Consider the following 20,511-nt stretch of genomic DNA (forward strand, 5'->3'; position numbering starts at 1 on the left):
TTCCTCCTCTACATCCGCGGCCCGAAGATCGCGGTACCGATCCGTATGATGGTGGCGCCCTCGGCGATGGCCGCCTCGAGGTCCGCCGACATCCCCATCGACAGCGTGTCCAGCTCGCGGTGGCCGCGCTCGTGGAGCTCCTCGCGCAGCTTGCGCAGCCGGGCCAGCGGCTGGCGCTGCTCGGCGAACGCCTCGGCCGGTGCCGGCAGGGCCATCAGCCCGCGCAGGCGCAGCCTCGGCAGGCCGTCCACGGCGGCGGCGAGCTCGAAGACGTCGTCCGGCGGGCAGCCGGCCTTCTGCGGCTCCTCGCTGATGTTCACCTGCAGGCAGACGTTAAGCGCTTCTCGATCGCTCGGGCGCTGCTCACTGAGCCGGCGGGCGATCTTGGCCCGGTCGACGGTGTGAATCCAGTCAAAGCGCTCGGCCACCTCGCGGGTTTTGTTCGACTGTACCCCGCCGATAAAGTGCCACTGGATGTCCAGATCGGCCAGTTCCGCCTGCTTCTCGGCGGCCTCCTGCAAGTAGTTCTCGCCGAAGGCGGGCTGCCCGGCGGCGTGGGCGGCCCGGATGGCGGCCCCCGGGTGGCGTTTGCTGACCGCCAGGATCTGCACGCTGCCGGCCGGGCGGCCGTGGCTGGCCTCGGCGGCGCGGACGCGCTCCTGCACCGCGGCCAGGCGGCTGGCGATTTCGCTCATGATCTCTCGGATCCCGTCTAGGCTATTGGGAAGAACCGACCCCGGAATGATACGGGGCGCTGCGTGCCGCGTCGAACCGCGCCAGGGGCGAGGCCGTCGGCCGCCTGATACCCGTGTTAAAGTGAGGAAATTGGCAGGGCTTCATGCAAGGGGGTGCGTCATGCGCATGCACGCCAACTGGCTCATCGGCGGCTGTGGTCTGGTGTTCGCCTCGCTCGGGGCGTATCACCTGCACCACTCGCCGTGGGCGGCCGAGCGGGGTGCGGCTGGCGCCGACTGCTCCGAACAGCTCGAGCGCCTGCGCGCCTCGGCCGGGATGCCCGAGGTGTCCCGGGCGGTGGTCGAGACCATCGTCGAGGACCGGCAGGCCGAGCGCGACCAGCCGGTGGGCTCCAACCGGGCGATCCCGCGCGAGCACCTTGACGAGCTGATCGACGAGGCGGCTGAGGTCACCGGCCTGAGCGCCGATCTGATCCGTGCCGTGGTGCGCACCGAGAGCGACTACCGCCCGGGGGTGGTGAGCAGTGCCGGGGCGGTGGGCCTGATGCAGGTCCGCCCGATGGCAGCGGTGGACGTTGGCGAGCGCGTACCGGAGTGGCTCGAGCGCTTCGGCGAGCGCGAGGGCCTGGAGATCGAGGCCGAGGATCTGGCCGACCCGCGGCTGAACATCCTCCTCGGCAGCCATTACTTGGCCCACCTCCACGAGCGCTACGCCAGCTACGGCGAGCCGATGGCCACATGGCTGGCCCTGGCCGCCTACAACTGGGGGCCGGGCAACGTCTACCGCAACTTGCTCTCCAACCCGAACCTGCAGAACCTCGAGGATCTGCGCTGGTTGCTCCACCGCCGGGCCCCGTACGAGACCCGGGCGTTCATCGACCGCGTGCTCGAGCGCAGCGGCAAGCGGGCCGAGGAGGCCGGCGAGGCCATCTGACATCGGCCCGCCGGCCGCACGCCTCCACGCCCCCGCTCAGTGCAGCAGCTGGAACAGCCGCTGGCGGTAGCGGCGCGCCTCCGGGTGCTCGGGGCCGAGCATGCCGAGGACCTGGAGCGCCACCTGGTGGGCCTCGTCACGACGCTCCGGGTCGCGCTGGACGAGGTGGAGCAGGTGGTCCAGGGCCTCCAGCTCGCCGCCGGCTACCACCAGGCGCAAGGCCAGTTCCAGGCGGGCCTGGCCGTCGCCGGCGTCGGCCTCCACACGCTGCTCCAGCGCCTCGAGCGCGGGCAGGTCGCGCACCCGTTCGGCGAACTCCTTGCGCGCGAGGATCCCCTGCGCCCGCGGGTCCTGCTGATCGTTGGCAGACAGCCCCTCAACCAGCGTGAAGGCCTCGTCGGCGTCACCGCTTTGCAGCAGCGCGCGGGCCAGGTCGATGGTGACCCCGGCCTCATCGGGACGCTGTTCCCGGGCAGCGCGCAGGTACGGGACCGCCTCGGTGGAGCGGCCTTCGCTCATCAGCTCCCGGGCCTGTTCATAGGGGTCCGTCTCGGGGGCCTCCACGTACTGGCCCAGCCACTGGCGCAGCTCCCCCTCGGGGACGGCGCCCATGAACTGGTCCACCGGTTGTCCTTCCTTGACCAGCAGGGCGGTGGGTAGGCTCTGCACCCCCACCTGCGTGGCCAGCTGCTGTTGCTGGTCGCAGTCCACCTTGGCCAGGCGGAAGCCGCCCTGATACTCATCGGCCAGCTTTTCCAGCAGCGGGCTGAGGGTCTTGCAGGGCTCACACCACTGCGCCCAGAAGTAGATCAGCACAGGCTGCTGCATCGAGGCATCGATGGCCTGTTCCTTGAAATTCTCGATGGTGACATCGACGACGTTGGGCGAAGCGCTCACGGTTGCCTCCGAATCGGTTCGGTTCACGGGGTGCGGGGATAGACGATGCGCCCGGCGACCAGGGTGGCGGTGGCGCGGCCGGCCAGCTCCTGGCCCAGGACCAGGGAGTTGCGGCCGCGGCTGTGCAGGCTCTCGGGGGTCACCCGCCAGGTCTGTCGCGGATCGACGACCGCCACATCGGCGGCGGCGCCGGGCGTCAGGGTGCCGGCCTCCAGGCCGAGCGCCCGGGCCGGGCCCAGGGTGACCCGGTCGACCGCCTCGGCGATCGACAGCAGCCCCTCGTCGACCAGGCGCAGGGTCAGCCCGAGCAGGGTGTCGACGCCGCTGACACCGGGTTCGCTGTCGGCGAAGGGGCAGATCTTGGCGTCAGGGTCGTGGGGCTGGTGGTCCGAGCAGATGGCGGTGATCGCCCCCTCGGCCACCGCCCGGCGCAGCCCGTCGCGGTCCTGCGCGGTGCGCAGCGGCGGGCGGACGTGGGCGGCGGTGTTGTAGGCGTCGCAGTCCTGTTCGGTGAACAGCAGCTGGTGGATGGCCACGTCGGCGGTCACCGGCAGCTGTGCCCGGCGCGCCTCGGCGACCATGGCGGCGGCGCGCGCCGTGGACAGCCGGCCCAGGTGGACCGGGTTGCCGCTCTCCTCGACGAGGGCCAGGATCCGCCCGACGGCGGCGGTCTCGGTCGCCGCCGGCTGCCCGGGCAGCCCCAGCCGGGTGGCGGTCTCGCCCTCGTGGACGCGGCCGCTGTCGGCCAGGCTCGGATCCTCCGGGGTGAGGACGACCGGCAGCGAGAAGGTGGCTGCATAGTCCAGTGCGCGCCGCAACACCAGGGTGTTGGCGACGGGGCGGCCGCCGTCGCAGACCGCCGGGCAGCCGGCGTCGCGCAGGGCGGCCATCTCGGCCAGGTACTCGCCATCGAGCTCGCGGGTCAGCGCCCCGAGCGGCCGCACGCGGGCGGCATCGGCCACCTGCGCGCGGCTGTGCACCAGCTCCACCACCGACGGCGTGTCCATGGCTGGCCGGGTGTCCGGGGGCAGGAGCAGGGTGGTGATCCCGCCGGCCGCCGCCGCCCGGCTCTCCGGGACGATGCCGCCCTTGCGCGTGGCGCCGGGCTCGCGCAGCCGCGCGGCCAGGTCCACCAGGCCGGGGAGGACCAGCTGCCCGGTGGCGTCGATGGCCCGGTCGGCGGCGAACCCGTCCGGCGCCGTGCCCACGGCGAGAATCCGCCCGTCGGCGATGAATACATCGCGCGGCTCGTCCAGGCCGCTGGCCGGGTCGATGACGTGTCCGCCGTGGATGTGGATGCGGCTCAACTCGACGCCTCCTCGATCGGTTCGGTGGGGATCTCGCCCTGCCCGCCGAGGACCATGGACATGACCGCCATGCGCACCGCGATGCCGTTTGTGACCTGGCGCAGGATCACCGAGCGCGGCCCGTCGGCCACCTGGGGGTCGAGCTCGACGCCGCGGTTGACCGGGCCGGGGTGCATGACGATGGCCTCCGGGTGGGTGCGCTCCAGGCGCCGCTCGGTCAGCCCGTAGCGGGCGAAGAACTCGCTCTCGCTCGGCAGCAGGGCGCCACGCATCCGCTCGCGCTGCAGGCGCAGCATCATCACCACGTCGGCGCCGTCGAGCCCGGCATCCATGTCCTCGTGGACCCGCACCCCCAGCCGCCCGATATCCCGCGGGAGCAGCGTGCGCGGCCCGATCACCCGCACCTCGCCAGCGCCGAGGCCGAGCAGGGCGTGGATCTGCGAGCGGGCCACCCGCGAGTGGAGGATATCGCCAACGATGGCGATGGTCAGCGGCTCCAGTGGGCCCTTTTCGCGGCGGATGGTGAAAGCGTCGAGCAGGGCCTGGGTAGGGTGGGCGTGACGCCCGTCGCCGGCGTTGATCACCGCCACCCCGGGGGCCACATGGCGCGCGATGAACTCGGCGGCGCCGCTGTCGGCGTGGCGGACCACAAAGGCGTCGCACTGCATCGCCTCGAGGTTGCGCAGCATATCCAGCAGGCTCTCGCCCTTGCTGGTGGAGGAGGTGGCCACGTCGATGTTGAGCACATCGGCCGAGAGCCGCTGGGCAGCCAGCTCGAAGGTCGTGCGGGTGCGCGTGCTCGGCTCGAAGAAGAGGTTGATGATGGTCCGCCCGCGCAACAGCGGAACCTTCTTGACCGACTTGCCGAGAACCCCGGAGAACGACTCGGCGGTATCCAGAATGCGGGTGAGCAGCTCGCGGGGCAGCCCCTCGGTGGTGACCAAGTGGCGCAGCTGCCCCTGCGGGTCGAGTTGCACGCTCACGGCGTCTCTCCTTCCAGCATGAAGCGCAGCGGCTCGGGGCCGCGCAGCTTGAGCCGCTGCCCACCGGGGAGTTCGAGCCGGGTCCCGGTGACATCCGGCTGGACCGGCAGCTCCCGTCCACCGCGGTCGACCAGCACGGCCAGGAGCACCTGCTGTGGGCGGCCGTAGTCGAACAGGGCGTTGAGCGCCGCCCGCGTGGTGCGGCCGGTGTGGATCACGTCATCGACCAGCAGCACAGCACGTCCGTCCAGGGTCACTGGAACCTCGGAGGTCTGCACCGCCGCCTTGAGCCCGGAGGTCGCATAGTCGTCGCGGTGGAAGGCGACCTCCAGGGTGCCCACTGGCGGGCGGGCGAGGAGCCGGTCGTGCAGCCCGCGGGCCACCCACACGCCGCCGGTGTGGATGCCCACCAGGATCGGCGAGCGGATGCCGCGGCGCTCCAGCTCGGTGTTGATCTCCGCGGCGACGGTGTCGAGCAACTGCGGGACGTCGATCTCGGCGTCAGTCATGCCACCCCTTGCTGGGCAAAGAAGGTCTCGAGGATGACCGCGGCAGCCTCGGCGTGCACGGCCTGCGGGTCGCGCTGGCGCTGCCGCGGGTCGAGCCGCTCCTCCGCGGCACGCGAGGAGAGGCGCTCGTCGATGGTGTGCACCGGTAGCCCGAAGCGCCCGTGCAGGCGGCCGGCCAGGCGCCGGGCCAGGGCGGTGCTGTCGGCATCGCTGCCGTCGGCGTGGCTGGGCAGCCCCACCACCAGCGCCGCCGGCGCCCAGTGCTCAAGCAGCCCGGCGACTGCCGCCCAGTCCGGCTGTCCGTGGCGTGCGCTGAGGGTGGTCACGCCGCGGGCGGTGCCCAACAGGGCCTCGCCGACGGCCACGCCGATGTGCCGCTCACCGGGGTCGAAGCCCATCAGCATGCCGCCGGGCGGCTCAGGCATGCCCGCTTTCCGAGGAGAGCAGGGCGATGTCCACACCCAGGTGCGCGGCCGCGGCGCGCCAGCGCTGGCTGGTATCGGTGTCGAAGATGACCCGGGCATCGGCGGGGCCGGAGAGCCAGGCGTTCTGGGCCAGCTCCTCCTCCAGTTGGCCGGCGCCCCAGCCGGCGTAACCCAGCGCCACCAGGAAGCGCTCCGGGCCCTCGCCCCGCGCCAGGGCGGCGAGGATGTCCCGCGACGTGGTCAGGGCCACGCCCTCGCAGACCGGCGCGGTGGCGTTCCACTCCTGTCCGGCCGGGTGGAGCACGAAGCCGCGCTCGCGCTGCACGGGTCCACCGGCGTAGACGACCTGATCCTGCGGGCAGCCGTCGCTGATCTCCAGCTCCAGGTGGCGGAACAGATCGCCGAGGGTGACTTCGGTGGGTCGGTTCACCACGATGCCCATCGCCCCGTCCTCGCTGTGCTCGCAGAGCAGCGTCACGGTCTGTGCGAAGTTCGGGTCGTCCAGGGCCGGCATAGCGATCAGGAACTGACTGCCCAGCTGGTCCCCGCCTTGTCCGGTTTGCTCGCTCATGCGCTCCAGTATCGGCCACCGCGCGCAGCCGGGACAAGGGTGGCAAGGCAGTTATTGAGCGCGCACGCGCCGGCCCTCGATGAATGCCCAGGTCCGGGTGATCACCAGGCGGTCCTGCCCCTCGAGGACCTCCTCGGGTACATCCGGGTACGGGGCACCGAGCCGGACGATGCGCACCGCCGCCTCGTCGAGCAGCCGGTGGCGCGACGGCTGGATGATGCGCACGTCCTCTAGCGACCCGTCCGGCATCAGCGTTACCTCGAGGATCAGTTGCCCGGATAGCCCCCGCTCGCGGGCTTCGCTCGGGTAGTTGAGATTACCCACGGCCTCCACCTTGCGCGTCCAAGCCTCCATGTAGGCGGCGGCCTCGTGGGAGCGCGTGCGGGCGTTGAGAAAGCGCTTGGTCGGCTCCCGGGGCTGGCTCAGCCGCTGCTGCAGCGCCGCCGCCTCGGCGGCGGCCGCCTGGCGCCGGCTGTCGAGCAGATCCTGGAGCGAAGGCCGCTCCTCGGCCCGGGGTTGCTCATCGGCGGGCGGTGTTGGCGTCTCGGCCTGCTCGCTGTCGATCAGAGACTCGGCCCGCGCCTCAGGGGCGGCCGCCGGTTCGCCCGGCTCGGGGGCTTCCACGGCGGGGATCGGCTCGCCGGCCACCGGTGAGGGGATCTGCGCCTGCTCAGCCACGCCCCCGCCGTCCTGGTCCAGATCGGCCAGGTAGTCGGCGTCCTCCGGGGGGGTCTCGGCCTCGTCGTAGGCCAGTGTGACCTCCATCATCGAGGCATCCTGGGGGCGCTCGTCGCCCTCCCAGGTCAGCCCCACGCCCAGGATCACCAGGGCGTGGGCCACCACGGCGAGGAACAGCGCCATGCCCAGACGGTCATCCGGTTGCACCGCGGGGTCGTTCACGGCTGGTGCCTCGCTCACTCGACGTGGACCGTCTCCGGTTCGCCCCGCAACTCAACCCGCTCGGCCATGGCCTCGCTCATCCGGACCACGCCCTCGCGGTCGATGAGCAGCGCATAGCGGATCTCCAGCGCCTCGGCCAGGGCCCGCCAGTCCTCGGGGCCGGCGATGAACAGCGCCGTGGCCGCGGCGTCGGCGTGGACCGGGTCTTCGTGGATCACCGTCATCGAGCGGCTGCCCATGGCCGGGTAACCGGTGGTCGGGTCGAGGATATGGTGGTAGCGGCGGTCCTCGTGGGTGAAGGTGCGCTCGTAGTCGCCGGAGGTGAACACGCTCTCATCGGCGTGCGCCTCGACGGCGGCGAGCACCGTGCCGGCCCGGGGGTCGCGGACGCCCATCCGCCAAGGCCGATCCGCCGGCGCCCCCAGGGCGATCAGATCGCCGCCGAGGCTGATCAGCGCCGTGCGCACCCCTTGCTCGCGCAGGGCGGCCATGGCGCGCTCGCCGGCAAACCCCTTACCGATACCGCCGAGGTCGATGCGCACCGCGTCGTTGCTGCTGGTCACGTAGCGATCGGCATCCCAGCTCAGGTCGGCGATGCGCGGCGCCTGCTCCACCCAGGCCTCGATCTCCTCGGCCGGTGGCGGCTCGGCCAGCGGGCCGTCCTGGGCGGAAAAGCCCCACAGCTCGGTGAGTCCGCCGATGGCCGGGCTGAAGCGCCCGCCGGTGCGCTCCTCCATCTCGCGGGCGCGCTCGAGGATGGCGATCAGCTCCTTGCTGACGGTCATGCCCTCGCCGGCAGCGAGCCGCTCGTTGAGCGGCCCGAGCTCCGAGCCGCGAGTCGGTTCCCAGGCCTCGCTGATGGCGTCGATCTCCGCCCGGGCCGCCTTGGCGGCCGCCTCGGCGTCGCTGTCGCCGGCATCGAGGATATGGATCTCCACCTCCGTGCCCAGGGAGATGAACTGCAGTCGGGTCGAATCCGGCTCATCGGCGCAGCCGGCCAGCCCCATGGCGGCGGCCAGGGCCGCCAGCGCCAGGGCGCGGCCCGCGGAAACCAGGCGTGTCATGCCGAGCCCTCCAGGTGATCGAAGAAGGCGCCGGCGGTGTTGACGCCGCACAGGGCGTCGATCTCGCGAAAGCAGGTGGGGCTGGTGACGTTGATCTCGGTCAGCCGCTCGCCGATGAAGTCCAGCCCCACCAGTTCCAGGCCGCGTTCGCGCAGGGTGGGGGCCAGCTCGGCGCAGACGGCGCGCTCGCGCTCGGTGACCGGTGCTGCCTCGCCGCGGCCGCCGGCGGCCAGGTTGCCCCGCGTCTCGCCCCGCGCCGGGATCCGCGCCAGGGCATGGGGGAAGGGCTCGCCGCCAAAGACCAGTACCCGTTTATCGCCCTCCTCGATGCGGGGCAGGTACTCCTGGGCCAGGGCGTAGCGCCGGCCGCCGTCGGTGAGGGTCTCCAGGACCACGCTGGTGTTCGGATCGCCCGCCTCGAGGACGAAGATCGAGGCCCCCCCCATGGCATCCAGCGGTTTGAGCACCGCTTTGCCCTGCTCGGCGATGAACGCACGCAGCTGCGTCGGGTCGGCGGCCACACGGGTGGCCGGGCACAGGTGGGGCCAGTGCAGGGCGAAGAGCTTCTCGTTGGCATCGCGCAGCGCCGCCGGTCGATTCACCACCCGCACCCCCTGCGCCTCGGCCAGTGACAGCAGCTGCGTGGCGCTGATATAGCCGGCATCCACCGGCGGATCCTCGCGCATGAGGATGGTGTCGAGTTCGGCCAGGGGCATCGGCCGCGGTTCGCCCAGCGTGTACCAGTCCCGCTCGTCGTCGCGGACCTTTGCCGGCCGGCCGCGCCCGCAGGCGGCTCCGCCGTCCGCGTAGAGGTCCGTGGCCAGGAAGTACCAGAGCTCGTAGCCGCGGCGCTGGGCCTCGAGCATCAGGGCGAGGGTGGAGTCCTTGCGGGGGTGGATGGCGGCGATGGGGTCCATCACGACGCCGAGTCGAGCGCTCATGGGCAGATTCACGGCAGCTGAGTGGTTTGTGGCATTGTAACCAACCCATGGATGAGCGACGAACCAAGGCCCTCGGCGTCGACCCCCGGCGCGAGCTGACCCGGCTGCTGCCCGAGCTGCGCGACAGCGTCAGCGCCGCGGCCGTGCGTCTGCAGGAAGTCGGCGACGAGCCCGGCGCGCTGACCGCGCTCCACGGTGAGCTCCAGCGCCTGCATGGCGGATTTTTGTTCGTCGGCGTGCGCGAGCTTGAACACCTCAGCGCCGAGCTGCGTGCCGCCGCCGGCGATCTTGAGCGGGCCTACCAGGCGCCGGAGACGGCCGCGGTGGAGGCCCAACCGCTGCGCGCCGCGCTGATGGACGCCGTCCTGCGGCTGCCGCGGGCCATCGAACGCATCGCCGTCCGCGCCGAAGATCCGGTTGCGGAACTGGCCAGCCTCATCGACGGCCTGCGCCGCGCCCGCGGCGGGCCGCGCTACGACAGCCTGGCGCTGTTGCGCCAGTGCCTCGATCCGGGCGCACCCGAGGCCTCGGGCGGGGCCGGCGGGGAGGCCGTCCGCACCAGTCGCCTGGCCTACCAGCGCGGGCTCCTGGAGCTGATCCGCGGTGATGAGCGCCAGGCGCTGGGGCAGCTGCGTGGTGTCCTTGAGCCGCTGGAGGCCACCCTGGGCGACAGCGCCGCCGGCAGTGTCTGCTGGAGCGCGCTGGCCGTGCTCGATCTGCTCGACCAGGGCGACACCCTGGACCCGGTGCAGAAGCGGGCTATCGCCGCCTACGACCGCGAGCTGCGTCGTTTGGTCGAGCAGGGCGCCGATGGTGGGCTGCCAGAGCCGAGCATGGCCGAGGCGTTGCTTCAGCCGCTGACCGAGGCTCCGGGCAGCGGCCGGGTCGCGCAGGTCCAGGCCGCCGCCCGGCGTCTGCCCGGGGCCACCCTGGCCATGCCGGCGCCCGTCGAGGACGAGGCGGGGTCGGCCGCGCGGGCACTGGTGCGCAGCGACGTCGATCTGCAGGCGCTGTTTTACGCCGAGGTGGGGCCGGCGCTGTCACAGATCGGCGCCGCCCTGCAGCGCTGGCGCGCCGGCGACCCGGAGGCCGGGCTGGCCATCCAGCGCATCCTGCACACCCTCAAGGGCGGGGCGCGCTTCGCCGGGCTCACCGAGTTCTTCAGCCGCTGCCACGAGCTGGAGGGCGAGGTGGCCACCGCCCTGGCCGACGGCGCCACGGCTGAGACCGGGCAGCGCCTGCGCCACGGCCTTGAGCAGCTGGCCGACAGCGTCGGCGTGCTGCGCCGCGAGGTCCTAGGCGGTGGCGCGGAGGCGAGCGCTGGAGCGCAGGCTTACGACTACAGCGAGCTTTGGGCCGGCGAAGACGGCGACGCACAGGCCAGTACCGCCGACGCCTGGGGCCTGCAGAGCGGTACCGGCGCGGAGGTCCTCGGCGATGCGCTGGCCACTGAGTTGGCCGAATCCGCCGAGGACGCGGGCGGTGACGCCTCCACCGGTCCTGCCGGCGAGGCAGCGGCCGAGCCGGGGTTGGACCCCGCGGCGCCACAAGCACCGCAGCCGGATTACGATCCGGCCCCGGGCGCCGACCGGCCCTCTGGCTTGAGCCCGGAGCCTGACCCGGCGCCGGCAAGGGCGACCCTAGAGCCGCATGTCGACGCCTTCGATCGCCTGGTGCACGCCACTGCCGGCGAGTGCGGGCGCCGCGTCGAGCTGATGGTCGAGGGGGCGTCGTGCACTTTGCCCGAGGGTCACCTGGTGGCCCTCGGACCGGCACTGGAGCACCTGCTGCGCAATGCCGTGCGCCACGGCATCGAGCCCCCCGAGGCACGCGCCGCCGCCGGCAAGCCCGAGGTCGGCCGGGTCGCCCTGAGCCTGCACCACGGCCAGGACGAGGCGCTGCTGGTGGTCAGCGACGACGGCGCCGGCCTGGATTCCGAGGCGCTGCAGCGCCAGGTCTCCGACTACGACCCCAACGAACCCACGGCGGCGCTCAGTGACGACGAGGCGCTGAGCCTGATCTGTCTGCCGGGCGTCTCCACCCTCGACCCCGAGGGTGAGCCGGGCGCCGGCATGGGCATGGACGAGGTGGCCGGCGTGGTCCACGAACTCGGCGGCACGCTGGAGATGCAGAGCGCACCGGGCGCCGGCACCCGTTTTACCCTGCGCCTGCCGATGCCCGGTGCGTCGGCCCCGGAGCAGCCCGCCGGCGAGGCCTCCGCGCGGCCCCGCGTCCTGGTTCTCGACGATTCGCGCACCATGCGCCGGATCACCGGGCATCGCCTGGCCCGCCAGGGCTTCGACCCGGAAGGGGCCGCCGGGCTCGAGGAGGCCCACCGCGCAGTGGCGGCGGGTACGCCTCGGGCGCTGCTCGTCGATCTGGAGATGGAGATGCTCCAGCACGAGGAAGGCCTCGGCGTGCTGCAGCGACTGGTGGCCGAGGCCGGCATTGACGCCGGCACGCTGGTGGCCGTGAGCACGCGGGCCGTGGATCAGGAGCGGCTCGCTGCCGCAGGGCTGGGTGCCGCCCGAGTGCTGCTCAAGCCCTACGACGAGGGGCAGCTCGCCGACGCCCTGGCCCAGGCGTGCGCCGCCTCGGCGGGCGTCGGCTAGAGCTCGCCGAGGGCCAGGCCTACCGCGGCGAGGGCGACCACCGCAGCGGTCTCCGTGCGCAGCACCCGCGGGCCCGCCCGACCGCGCCGGTACCCGTGGGCCTCGGCCGCCTGGAGCTCTGCCGGGCTCAACCCGCCCTCGGGGCCGATGAGCAGCGAGGTCGCCGCCGTCCCGGTCAACTCGCTGAGGCGCGGCTCCGCCAGCGGGTCCAGGGTCAGGCGCAGCGGATAGCCGTCGCACTGCGCCCAGGCCCGGCCCAGCGGGACCGGTTCGGTCACCCGCGGTGGGGTGTTGCGGCCGCACTGCTCGCAGGCCGCGCGGGCCACCGCCTCCCAGTGCCGCCGGCGCTTGGACGCCCGCTGCGGATCGTTCAGGCGCACCACGGTGCGCTCGGTCATGACTGGCACGATCTCGCTCACGCCCAGTTCGGTTGCCTTCTCCACCGCGGTGTCCATGCGCTCGCCTTTGCCCACGGCCTGCAGGAGCTGCACCGGTGCCGGCAGCTCGCGTTCGGTGGGCTGGTGGGCGCCGACGTGCACCGTCACCCGCCGGCGCTCCACGGCCACCACCTCGCTCGCGTGCTCCCCGCCGTTGCCGTTGAACAGGGTCACGGTATCGCCAGGGCGCAAGCGTAGCGCCCGGGCGTGGGCGGCGGCGTCGGCGGTCAGCTCGATGACGCTGTCGGCCGCCAAGGGCTGGGCGATGTAGAGGCGCGGCATGACGGGGTCTCCGTGCTCGGGGCTGCCCGGTGACCGGGCAGCAGGCGGCTAGTCGCGGGTGGCCCGGTCGATGGCCTCGGCGGCCACTTCGCCAAGCAGTGCGATCTCGTCGGGCTCGATCACGTAGGGCGGCATCCAGTAGAGGACGTTGCCGATCGGGCGCATCAGCACGCCGCGCTCCAGCGCATGGCGGTAGGCGATCAGGCCCCGGCGCTCCTGCCAAGGGAAGGGGGTCTTCAGGCCCGGATCCCGGACCATCTCCATGGCCAGGATCATGCCCTGCTGGCGCACCTCGCCGACGTGCGGGTGCCCGGCCAGGGGCGCGGCGGCCTCGGCCATGCGCTGTGCCGTCTCGCGGTTGCGGGCGAGGACATCGTCGCTGTCGAAGATCCCCAGCGTGGCCAGGGCCGCGGCGCAGGCCAGCGGGTTGCCGGTGTAGCTGTGCGAGTGCAGGAAGCCGGTGAGCCGGGTGAAGTCGTCGAAGAACGCCTGGTAGACCGGCTCGGTGAGCAGGACCGCGGCCAGGGGCAGGTAACCCCCGGTGATGCCCTTGGAGACGCACATGAAATCCGGCGCGATGCCCGCCTGCTCGCAGGCGAACAGGGTCCCGGTGCGGCCGAAGCCGGTGGCGATCTCGTCGGCGATCAGGTGCACCCCGTGGCGGTCGCACGCCTCGCGCAGCCGCTGCAGATAGACCGGGTCGTACATGCGCATGCCACCGGCCCCCTGGACCAGGGGCTCGAGGATCACCGCCGCCGTCTCGTGGCCGTGCTCCTGGAGGGCTGCCTCCATGTGGACGAACATCTGCTCGGAGTGCTCCGCCCAGCTGGTGCCGGGCTCGCGGTGGAAACAGTCCGGTGACGGCACCGTGATCGGCTCCATGAGCAGTGGCTCGTACGCGTCCTTGAACACGCCCACGTCGCCGACGCTCAGCGCGCCGATGGTGTCGCCGTGGTAACTGTTGGAGAGGTTGATGTAGCGCGTCTTCTCCGGGTGCCCGGTGTTGCGCCAGTAGTGGTGGCTCATCTTCAGGGCCACCTCGATGCTCGAGGAGCCGTTGTCGGTGAAGAAGACCCGCTCGAGTCCCTTGGGGCTGAGCGCTACCAGCCGCTCGGCCAGCTGCACCGCCGGTTCGTGGGAGCAGCCGGCCAGGATCACGTGCTCAAGCCGCTCGAGTTGGCCGCGGACGGCCTCGTTGATGCGCGGGTTGCAGTGCCCGAACAGGTTCACCCACCAGGAGCTGATGGCGTCCAGGTACCACTTGCCGTCGCGGTCCTTAAGCCACGCCCCGCGGCCTTCCTCCACCGGAATCAGGGGCAGGCCGTCGTGGTGGTCCTTCATCTGCGTGGTCGGGTGGAACAGGACGTTCAGGTCGCGGCGGATCAGTTCGCTATTGCGGTCGCTCATGGCGGGGCTCCGGGCAGTCGTGGGTCGCGGCTCGCCGGACGAGAGTCTGCCTCCTGTCGGGAGGTGGGTCTACCGCCCGGGGAGAATCCTTACGTTTTGCACTGTTGACGGCGCACGGGCGGTGGGTGTTCCGTAAAGCTTGCAACCAGGGATGGGATAGCACAGGAGAACGTTCGTCATGGAAGATGAACCGGTCCTTGGCCCCGCCAATGTGGGGCTGTACGCCGCCACCGCCGCCTGCTGGGCGGAGGTTCTCACCACCACGCCGCAGGGCCGGGCCACCCGCGTGGCCGTCGACACCCCGGAGGGGATCAGCGAATGGCCGGTGGCCGGCCACGCCCGCGAGCTGGCCTCGCTCAAGCCCGGCGACCGGGTGGTGGCGCTGCTCGATCCGGCCGATCGGGGACTCTACCTAGTCCATGCCCTCGCCGACGCTGACGAGCCGCCCCGCGCCGCGCTCGAGCGGCGCCCCGACGGCAGCTACCTGCTGCGCGGCGGGCACGGCGGCATCCGCCTGGAGGTGGCCGGCGCCGAGCTGGAACTCGGTGCCGACGGCACCGTCCGCATCGACGCCGAGGCGGTAGAGACCCGGGCCCGCGGCGAGTACCGCATCCGCGGGGCACGCGTCGCCATCAACTGAGGCCTGCGCCGATGCTGTCCGTTTCGGTGCAGGGGCCGCTGGACGCGCGCGCCTGGGCGGACCTCGACGCCGCTGGGCGCCCGGGGATCGTGGTGGCGGTCAAGGCCGGCTTCTTCCGCGGTGGGGCGGCCGGCGCGCTGCACCTCGACGATGCACCACCGGCGCTGGAGCCCGCCGAGCGCTACGCCGGGGATCCCGCCGACAGTGCGCCGGTGGCTGCCTCCGAGTGCGTCCCCTTCAAGCAGGGTTGCGACTGCCTGCTTCACGGTGCCGTGCAGCCGCCGCCGGGCCAGGACTGCGCGACGGCCTGCCTGAGCGTCGAGGACGCCGGCGGCCGGCCCTGCCTGGCGCCCAAGCGGGTCTGGGCCGTCGGCGAGCGGGCGCCGCGCGGGTCCAGCCCGCCCCGGCCCCTGGAGCTCCCGGTGCCGCTCACCTACGAGTTGGCCTACGGCGGGCCACCGGGTGGGCCCCGGCATCGGCGCTATGCCCGCAATCCGGTCGGGCGGGGGCACCGGACCGTGTGGCTGGGTGCCGCCGCCGGGCCGCAGCCCCGGTTGCTCTGGGATGGTCAGCGCGCGACCCGGCGCGGGGCCCCGGCTGGTTTCGGCCCGCTGGCCGCCGCCTGGGCCCCCCGGGCCCGGCGCTTCGGCCAGCTGGACGCCGAGGCCTACCGGCAGGGCCGGCTGCGCTACCGGCGCCTACCGCATCCCGATGCCTGGAACGCCGCCCCTGCGGATCAGCGCATCGCTGCCCCACTGCAGGGCGGTGAGCGCATCCGTCTGCAGGGGGTGATCCCGGATGCGGAGCCGGAGCGCACCGTCACCTGGCGGCTGCCCGGCGGTGGCCCGCAGGTCACCCTGTGCCGGCCCGGGCGTGGGCGGCGGGTACCGGTGCACGCCGACACCCTGGGCATCGACGCCGATGCTGCCCGGGTGTGGGTCGTCTGGCGGGGCTGGCTGGCGGAGCCATCGCCGGGGCCGGGCTGGGCGCTGCGCGTGGACACTGGTGGCCTGGAAAGGGGTGAGCGATGAGCCGTACCACGCCCGCTGCCGTGTTCGTCCAGCCGCTGGCTGTCCAGCACGCCGCCGGCGCCGATCCCGCCACCCTGGCCTGCGCGGTGGTTGATGGCCACCGCATCGCGCAGCCCGAGGTCCTCGGCGAGGCGCCGCAGGAGCCAATCCCGGTGTTCAGCGATCCGGCCCGGGAGGGCGATGGCTACGCGGCACGGATGGAGCGCCTGCTCGGCGACAGCGCGGCCCGGCTCCGCGAACGGCTGGCGACAGCGGAGCCCGCGGCGGCAGTGCTCCTGCCGCCGGGCCCGCACCGGCCCGGGGCGTGCTGGGCACGGCGTGACCGGTTGGTCGGGGAGCTGGTAGAGCGGGTGCCGGCCCTGCGGCGAGTCCGCTGGTGGCGGCCGCAGGGGGCGATGGCGCCCCTGCAGCTGCTTCACCGCGCCGTTCAGGCGGTGGTCGAGCGCCGCCTGACAAGCATCCTGATCGGTGGCTTGGATGCCTGTGCCGCCCCGGCCGCCTGCGCCGACCCAAGGGTCCGTCGCCAGTGTCTCCCTGCCGTCGACGGGCCGGCGGCCGCGGATGGTGCCGCCTTCCTGCTACTGCACGGTGACCGCGGGGCCGGGGCGGCAGATGTGCGGCTCCGGCGTTTTGCCCTGGGCGGTCCGCCGGAGCAGCCGGGAGCCTGGCAACGGGTGCTCCAGACGGCGGTGCCGGAGGCGGAGGAGGGCGGCGACCGGGCCGAGCTCCACGGATTCGGCCGGACCCCGGCCGAACGCCACGCCTGGGCGAACGCGCGCCGCCTAGTGCCCGCTCTGCGCCGGGAGCCCGTCGCGGCGCGCCACCTCGTCTGGCGGGCCCTGGGCTTCGCCGGGGCCGCCACGCTGCCCCTGCAGCTGGTGGCGGCGGCCGGTCTGTTGCGCGTCGCGTCAGGCCCGCAGCGGGTTCTCCTCACGGCCGTGGGCGGCGGAGTTGCCGGCGCCCTGGAACTGCGACGACCCGGCGAAGGTGGGGGAGAGGCTGGCGGGTCGCGCGGGGAGGCATCCGCATGAGCCGGCCCACGGTCACCGCCAATGGCCGCACCCTGGTGCACGCCGGCTCGGGCGGCGAGTTGCTGACCACCGACGTCTGCCGCACTACGGTGGGCAGCTCGACGGTGTCGATCCCCTATCTCAACGTCGCCGAGTCTCGCGACGCCGCGGCCACCGCCGGCACGGTCTTCGTCGAGGGGCACCCGGTTTGTACCGAGGGCTCGCAGTTCGCGCGCTCCCGCGGTGACGAGGGCGGCGATAAAGGGGGCACCGTCTCCGGGACGATCACCGGGCCGGCCACCTTCCTCCCCGGTAGCGGCTCGCCGGATGTCTTCGTCGAAGGTATGCCGGTGGCCCGGGCCCTCGACCCGATGGTAGCCAATCACGAGAACACCCCGCCGGCCCCGCTGCTTCAGGAGCAGCTGCCGCCGAGCACCCTGGCCGGCGGCGACCCGCCCCCGGCCTCCCACCCCCGGCCGCAGACGCGCGTCGACATCTGCGGCGGACCCGATGCCCCTCTGCCCGGGGAGGTGGTGGCCGAGCCCGAGCAGGACGACTGGTTCCGCAGTCGGGCCCTGCGCTGGAGCGTCCACGACGGCGAGGGGTGGGTGGCGCGGATCGAGGAGCTCCCGGAGGGCCCCGGTGCGCTGAGGCTGAGCCTGATCGACGCCGACCGGCACCACGGGTTCTGCAAGATCCCCCTCACCCGTGGGGCCGAGCAGCCGGTCTGGCTCCCGGAGGACGAGGCGGAGGCCGCCGCCTCGCCGCCTACGGTCCTGATGCCCACCCTGGTGCGCTTTGCCCGCAACGCCGAGCTGCGCCACCGGGACGCCGGTTTCGGCTTCGGCGGCTGGCTCTACCTGTTCCGCCGGGAGGGCGGCCGGCGGTACCTGTGGCGCGAGTGCTACGTCCATCCCCGCGGGCGCCTCCACGAGGTCAACCTGGCCTACGAGCGCGGCGACGTGCGGCGCCCGGGCGGCGAGGGGCGGCCGGTGCTGCTGCTGCCGATGCGCGTCGGGGGCGCACCGGTGAGTCTGGAGGGGCTGTTCTCGGCCGTGCAGCTGCCCTGGGCGCGGGTAGCGGCCGCCGGTGGGCTTGCCCCTGATGACCCCCGTGCCGGTGCCCACGACGCAGCGCCGCCGGATGCCGAGCCGCCCGCCGAGGACCGCTTCTTCCCGATCGATCCTGCCGATAGGGCCGACACCGGGCCCGGCGATTCGGGGCGGATCGGTGCGAGCGGCGCCTTCTGCGACGCCGAGGCCGAGGAGGGGGAGTCCGAACCGGTGCGCGAGGACCTCAGCCCCTACGCCGACGACGGCCTGGCGGTGCTCTACCTCGACGATCCCCTGGGTGAGGCGCGTCGGCTGGCCCGCGAGCAGGCGGCGCTGGCGGATCATCTCGAGGCCCTGGTCGTCGGGCTGCAGACCGGCACCGACCCGGAGCGTCTGGCCGCCGGGGCGACGCCCGAGGTGGATGAGCAGCAGCTGGCGGCGGCCGAGTCGCTCCACGCGGTGGCGGCGGGGACCTTCCGGCTGGCCTTCGTAGAGGAGCGCCTGGGTCCCGGCGAGCGGTCGCCGGACCGCGAGTTTCTCGAACGGTTGCTCGGCGTGGCCGAGCGCAGCGAGCTCCGCGCCGCCCTCCGCCGGGTACGTCGCCAGCGGTTGGCGTTGCTCGGCAGTCAGCGTTACGCCGACGCCCTGGCGGACTACGTCGACAACAGCCCGCGGCGGATCCTAGAGGGCCTGGCCGCCCTGGGGGTGCACTTCCATGAGCTGGCGGTGCCGGCAGACGCAGCCGACGGCCACATCGGCGATACCCCGGAGGCCGAGGGCGAGGCGGACACCGCCGACCTGGAGCAGGCCCGTGCCCTGTTGCGCACCGTCCTCGCTGCCGAGGGCGAGCCGGCCGGGCTGGCCCGGGTGGCGGCGCGCCTGCTGCCGGCGGAGCCCCTGGCCTTGGGCGCCGGGGCACGGGGGTCGGGTTTGCCGCGCCCGACCCGGGATCTGGAAATCCAGCTCGCCCGGGCTCCGCGGCGGCTCCAGGCGGGGGAGCGTTGCTGCGACCTGGCCGAGCAGCGCCGTGCGGTGACCGCCGACGATGCGGCGGAGGTCCTGTACCTGCTGCTGAGCACCTTTGCCGAGCCGGTGACCTACCAGGGGGACGCCCTTGAGCACGTGCTGCGCATCACCCGGCGCTTCCGCGAGCTGCCCGGCTTGTCCCTGCTGGCCGGGCTGGAAGTGACCACGGTCAGCTACCCGGCACCCGACCTTGATGGCGTCCCGCTCGCCGAGCTCCAGCGCCGGGCCGGGGCGCCAGCAGGTGGCGAGACCCGGACCCTGCGCATCGAGCACCAGGGCCACGAGCGGCGCTTCCGCATCCTTGCCGCAGGCACCCCGGACTACCACGCCGTCACCGCCGATGCTGGCCATGGCCTGCTACAGATCCTCGGCAGCCCGCGCGCCGCCGAGTTGCGCATCGAGGAGGAGGTCCGCGTCCGCGAGCTGCGTTCCACCCGCATGCCGGAGGGACGCCTGGCCGACCTGGCCGAACGCCTCTCCACCAGCTCCGGCGGCCACGCACTGCGCAGCGTCTTCGGCGCCCTGGAGCTGATCAACATCGGCCAGGCCGTGCGCCAGACCCGCACCGAGGACTGGTACCACATCGCCGGGGCCGTAGCCTCCTCCCTGACCCTGGCCGAGCTCCTGGCCCAGACCCGGTTGGCCTATCTGAAGCCGCGGATCCCGTTGGGGGACCCGCGGTACGCGCGCATGGAGCGGCTTGGAGCGGTGACCACTTATCTGGGTGCGGCCGCAGCTTTTGCAAGTGCTGCTCATGCGGCAGGCCTGAGTCTCCAAAGGCACAGTCGCGACGACGCACCCGCCGCTCGAGCGTGGACTGCAGCGAGTGTCTCCTACGGGGCCGCAGGCATGTTGTGGATTTCCGGGGCAGGTCTGCTTGGTGTGGGCTTGTTGGTAACGGGTATCGCTTTCTCAGGGGTAGCTTCGTTCCTTAATGACTCCCGGTTTGCCGACTTCTGCCGCAATGGCCCCTTCACGGCGTCGTCACGGCAGCGGCTGGGGGCGTCGGCCGGGGATCCGGGGTGGGCCTGGGTCGCCCGGGCGGTGGAGGCCGGGCCGCAGCCCCGGCGGTCCGCCGAAGCCGGCAGTTGGGACGACTGGCCGGCCGTGGCTGCCTGGTGGCAGCGGGTCCTGCACCGGCCGCCGCTGCGGGTGGCCGCCGAGTACAGCCAGCAGCTGGGCGGTCGCGGTGGCCTGCGTCAGGTCCGCCTGACCCTGGAGGGGGTGGTCTGGCGGCGGGACCGCCTGGAGTGCCGGGTCCTGCGCTGTCCCGAGAGCGGCGCTGGCGGAGAGCTCACCCCGCTGCCGCCCGCCTTCCTTGAGGCGGAGCCCCTGGGGGCGCCGGGCGCCCTGAGCCTGACGCTCTCTTGGGACCAGGTGTCGGTCCCGGCGGGGTGGCGCGGCGAGCTGTATTTCCTCGTCCGCCAGCGGCTGGCGCCGGCGGCCGGTGGTGGTGATGACGCCCTGCCGGAGCCCGAGGCGGACGGGACACCTCGCTACTGGGTGGCCCAGGTGCCGGTGCCCGCCTGGCACGGCCGGGCCGAGGCCGCGGTGCTTGCCCGCGCCCTCACCGTGGATGAGGTGTTCACCCGGGCGGAGGGCGATCAGGGCACGGGGGCGTGACAGGGAGGGCTCGATGGCACTTACATTCTACCGGCCGCCATTCATCAGCCGTTGGCTGGCGCGCCGTTCGGCTTCAAATCCTTGGTTGGTCAGGAATGCGGATCGTCTGCCGCCTTGGCCGGTGCTGGATCGGGCGCCGGAAGAGGCGCCGGTTTTTGTGGTGGC

Annotated in this window: 18 protein-coding genes; 6 read left to right on the forward strand and 12 right to left on the reverse strand. The window is 73.1% G+C overall.

The window, feature by feature from the left end; genetic code table 11:
* Positions 1 to 8 precede the first annotated feature (8 nt).
* Entirely contained in the window at positions 9 to 695 is a 687-nt protein-coding gene (locus tag LRG10_RS04035; RefSeq protein ID WP_201169567.1) for a YggS family pyridoxal phosphate-dependent enzyme, read from the reverse strand.
* Positions 696 to 855: 160 nt separating this feature from the next.
* Between LRG10_RS04035 and LRG10_RS04040 the strand changes: the two genes are divergently transcribed.
* On the forward strand, positions 856 to 1,629 hold the full coding sequence (locus LRG10_RS04040; protein WP_238634771.1) for a lytic transglycosylase domain-containing protein: 774 nt from the start codon (positions 856 to 858) through the stop codon (positions 1,627 to 1,629).
* A gap of 36 nt (positions 1,630 to 1,665) precedes the next feature.
* On the opposite strand, the gene trxA is transcribed toward LRG10_RS04040, so the two are convergent.
* From trxA to gshB, 9 genes are read right to left on the reverse strand one after another with little or no spacing between them, the layout of a single operon-like run.
* Positions 1,666 to 2,526, reverse strand: a complete 861-nt coding sequence (gene trxA / locus LRG10_RS13215; RefSeq protein ID WP_201169561.1) for a thioredoxin — start codon at positions 2,524 to 2,526, stop codon at positions 1,666 to 1,668.
* A 23-nt stretch (positions 2,527 to 2,549) separates the two neighbouring features.
* On the reverse strand, positions 2,550 to 3,833 hold the full coding sequence (locus LRG10_RS04050; RefSeq protein ID WP_201169558.1) for a dihydroorotase: 1,284 nt from the start codon (positions 3,831 to 3,833) through the stop codon (positions 2,550 to 2,552).
* Positions 3,830 to 4,816, reverse strand: coding sequence for an aspartate carbamoyltransferase catalytic subunit (locus LRG10_RS04055; RefSeq protein ID WP_201241867.1), 987 nt, complete (start codon positions 4,814 to 4,816; stop codon positions 3,830 to 3,832). Before LRG10_RS04055 ends, LRG10_RS04050 begins: the two co-directional genes overlap by 4 nt.
* Positions 4,813 to 5,325 (reverse strand): bifunctional pyr operon transcriptional regulator/uracil phosphoribosyltransferase PyrR, encoded by a 513-nt coding sequence (gene pyrR, locus LRG10_RS04060; RefSeq protein WP_201169552.1) that lies wholly within the window; start codon positions 5,323 to 5,325, stop codon positions 4,813 to 4,815. The genes LRG10_RS04055 and pyrR overlap by 4 nt, the downstream gene beginning before the upstream one ends.
* Positions 5,322 to 5,750 carry a Holliday junction resolvase RuvX gene (gene ruvX, locus LRG10_RS04065; protein WP_201169549.1) on the reverse strand — a complete coding sequence of 143 codons (429 nt, stop codon included), beginning with the start codon at positions 5,748 to 5,750 and terminating at the stop codon, positions 5,322 to 5,324. The genes pyrR and ruvX overlap by 4 nt, the downstream gene beginning before the upstream one ends.
* Positions 5,743 to 6,321: a YqgE/AlgH family protein gene (locus LRG10_RS04070; protein ID WP_201169546.1), complete on the reverse strand. Its 579-nt coding sequence runs from the start codon at positions 6,319 to 6,321 to the stop codon at positions 5,743 to 5,745. The genes ruvX and LRG10_RS04070 overlap by 8 nt, the downstream gene beginning before the upstream one ends.
* Positions 6,322 to 6,372: 51 nt before the next feature.
* Positions 6,373 to 7,239: a TonB family protein gene (locus LRG10_RS13220; protein ID WP_201169543.1), complete on the reverse strand. Its 867-nt coding sequence runs from the start codon at positions 7,237 to 7,239 to the stop codon at positions 6,373 to 6,375.
* Positions 7,236 to 8,285, reverse strand: a complete 1,050-nt coding sequence (locus LRG10_RS04080) for an FAD:protein FMN transferase (protein ID WP_201169540.1) — start codon at positions 8,283 to 8,285, stop codon at positions 7,236 to 7,238. Before LRG10_RS04080 ends, LRG10_RS13220 begins: the two co-directional genes overlap by 4 nt.
* A complete protein-coding gene (gshB, locus tag LRG10_RS04085) occupies positions 8,282 to 9,226 on the reverse strand; it encodes a glutathione synthase (protein WP_201169538.1) in 945 nt (314 codons plus the stop codon). The genes LRG10_RS04080 and gshB overlap by 4 nt, the downstream gene beginning before the upstream one ends.
* Positions 9,227 to 9,273: 47 nt before the next feature.
* Here gshB and LRG10_RS04090 point away from each other — a divergent pair, with 47 nt between their 5' ends.
* On the forward strand, positions 9,274 to 11,838 hold the full coding sequence (locus tag LRG10_RS04090) for an ATP-binding protein (RefSeq protein ID WP_238634772.1): 2,565 nt from the start codon (positions 9,274 to 9,276) through the stop codon (positions 11,836 to 11,838).
* Here LRG10_RS04090 and LRG10_RS04095 read toward each other — a convergent pair.
* Together LRG10_RS04095 and LRG10_RS04100 are read right to left on the reverse strand one after the other, a co-directional pair.
* Entirely contained in the window at positions 11,835 to 12,557 is a 723-nt protein-coding gene (locus LRG10_RS04095; protein WP_238634773.1) for a 16S rRNA (uracil(1498)-N(3))-methyltransferase, read from the reverse strand. The two genes, LRG10_RS04090 and LRG10_RS04095, sit on opposite strands and share 4 nt — an antisense overlap.
* A 48-nt stretch (positions 12,558 to 12,605) precedes the next feature.
* Positions 12,606 to 13,964, reverse strand: a complete 1,359-nt coding sequence (locus LRG10_RS04100; protein ID WP_201169533.1) for an adenosylmethionine--8-amino-7-oxononanoate transaminase — start codon at positions 13,962 to 13,964, stop codon at positions 12,606 to 12,608.
* A gap of 178 nt (positions 13,965 to 14,142) precedes the next feature.
* Between LRG10_RS04100 and LRG10_RS04105 the strand changes: the two genes are divergently transcribed.
* The 4 genes from LRG10_RS04105 to LRG10_RS04120 are packed head-to-tail and all read left to right on the forward strand — an operon-like array spanning position 14,143 to position 20,346.
* Positions 14,143 to 14,604: a hypothetical protein gene (locus LRG10_RS04105; RefSeq protein WP_238634774.1), complete on the forward strand. Its 462-nt coding sequence runs from the start codon at positions 14,143 to 14,145 to the stop codon at positions 14,602 to 14,604.
* A gap of 11 nt (positions 14,605 to 14,615) precedes the next feature.
* Positions 14,616 to 15,635 (forward strand): DUF2169 domain-containing protein, encoded by a 1,020-nt coding sequence (locus LRG10_RS04110; protein WP_201169527.1) that lies wholly within the window; start codon positions 14,616 to 14,618, stop codon positions 15,633 to 15,635.
* Positions 15,632 to 16,666, forward strand: a complete 1,035-nt coding sequence (locus LRG10_RS04115; RefSeq protein ID WP_201169524.1) for a hypothetical protein — start codon at positions 15,632 to 15,634, stop codon at positions 16,664 to 16,666. The genes LRG10_RS04110 and LRG10_RS04115 overlap by 4 nt, the downstream gene beginning before the upstream one ends.
* Positions 16,663 to 20,346, forward strand: coding sequence for a PAAR-like domain-containing protein (locus LRG10_RS04120; RefSeq protein WP_238634775.1), 3,684 nt, complete (start codon positions 16,663 to 16,665; stop codon positions 20,344 to 20,346). Before LRG10_RS04115 ends, LRG10_RS04120 begins: the two co-directional genes overlap by 4 nt.
* Positions 20,347 to 20,511: the final 165 nt, after the last annotated feature.

This window comes from Halorhodospira sp. 9628 (genome assembly GCF_022228075.1).
Classification (GTDB): Bacteria; Pseudomonadota; Gammaproteobacteria; order Nitrococcales; family Halorhodospiraceae; genus Halorhodospira; species Halorhodospira halophila_A.

Coding starts and splice junctions, on each gene's coding strand:
- LRG10_RS04035 (WP_201169567.1), bottom strand. CDS start 695: ATGAGCGAAATCGCCAGCCGCCTGGCCGCGGTGCAGGAGCGCGTCCGC.
- LRG10_RS04040 (WP_238634771.1), top strand. CDS start 856: ATGCGCATGCACGCCAACTGGCTCATCGGCGGCTGTGGTCTGGTGTTC.
- pyrR (WP_201169552.1), bottom strand. CDS start 5,325: ATGACTGACGCCGAGATCGACGTCCCGCAGTTGCTCGACACCGTCGCC.
- ruvX (WP_201169549.1), bottom strand. CDS start 5,750: ATGCCTGAGCCGCCCGGCGGCATGCTGATGGGCTTCGACCCCGGTGAG.
- LRG10_RS04070 (WP_201169546.1), bottom strand. CDS start 6,321: ATGAGCGAGCAAACCGGACAAGGCGGGGACCAGCTGGGCAGTCAGTTC.
- LRG10_RS04080 (WP_201169540.1), bottom strand. CDS start 8,285: ATGACACGCCTGGTTTCCGCGGGCCGCGCCCTGGCGCTGGCGGCCCTG.
- gshB (WP_201169538.1), bottom strand. CDS start 9,226: ATGAGCGCTCGACTCGGCGTCGTGATGGACCCCATCGCCGCCATCCAC.
- LRG10_RS04090 (WP_238634772.1), top strand. CDS start 9,274: ATGGATGAGCGACGAACCAAGGCCCTCGGCGTCGACCCCCGGCGCGAG.
- LRG10_RS04095 (WP_238634773.1), bottom strand. CDS start 12,557: ATGCCGCGCCTCTACATCGCCCAGCCCTTGGCGGCCGACAGCGTCATC.
- LRG10_RS04100 (WP_201169533.1), bottom strand. CDS start 13,964: ATGAGCGACCGCAATAGCGAACTGATCCGCCGCGACCTGAACGTCCTG.
- LRG10_RS04105 (WP_238634774.1), top strand. CDS start 14,143: ATGGAAGATGAACCGGTCCTTGGCCCCGCCAATGTGGGGCTGTACGCC.
- LRG10_RS04110 (WP_201169527.1), top strand. CDS start 14,616: ATGCTGTCCGTTTCGGTGCAGGGGCCGCTGGACGCGCGCGCCTGGGCG.
- LRG10_RS04115 (WP_201169524.1), top strand. CDS start 15,632: ATGAGCCGTACCACGCCCGCTGCCGTGTTCGTCCAGCCGCTGGCTGTC.
- LRG10_RS04120 (WP_238634775.1), top strand. CDS start 16,663: ATGAGCCGGCCCACGGTCACCGCCAATGGCCGCACCCTGGTGCACGCC.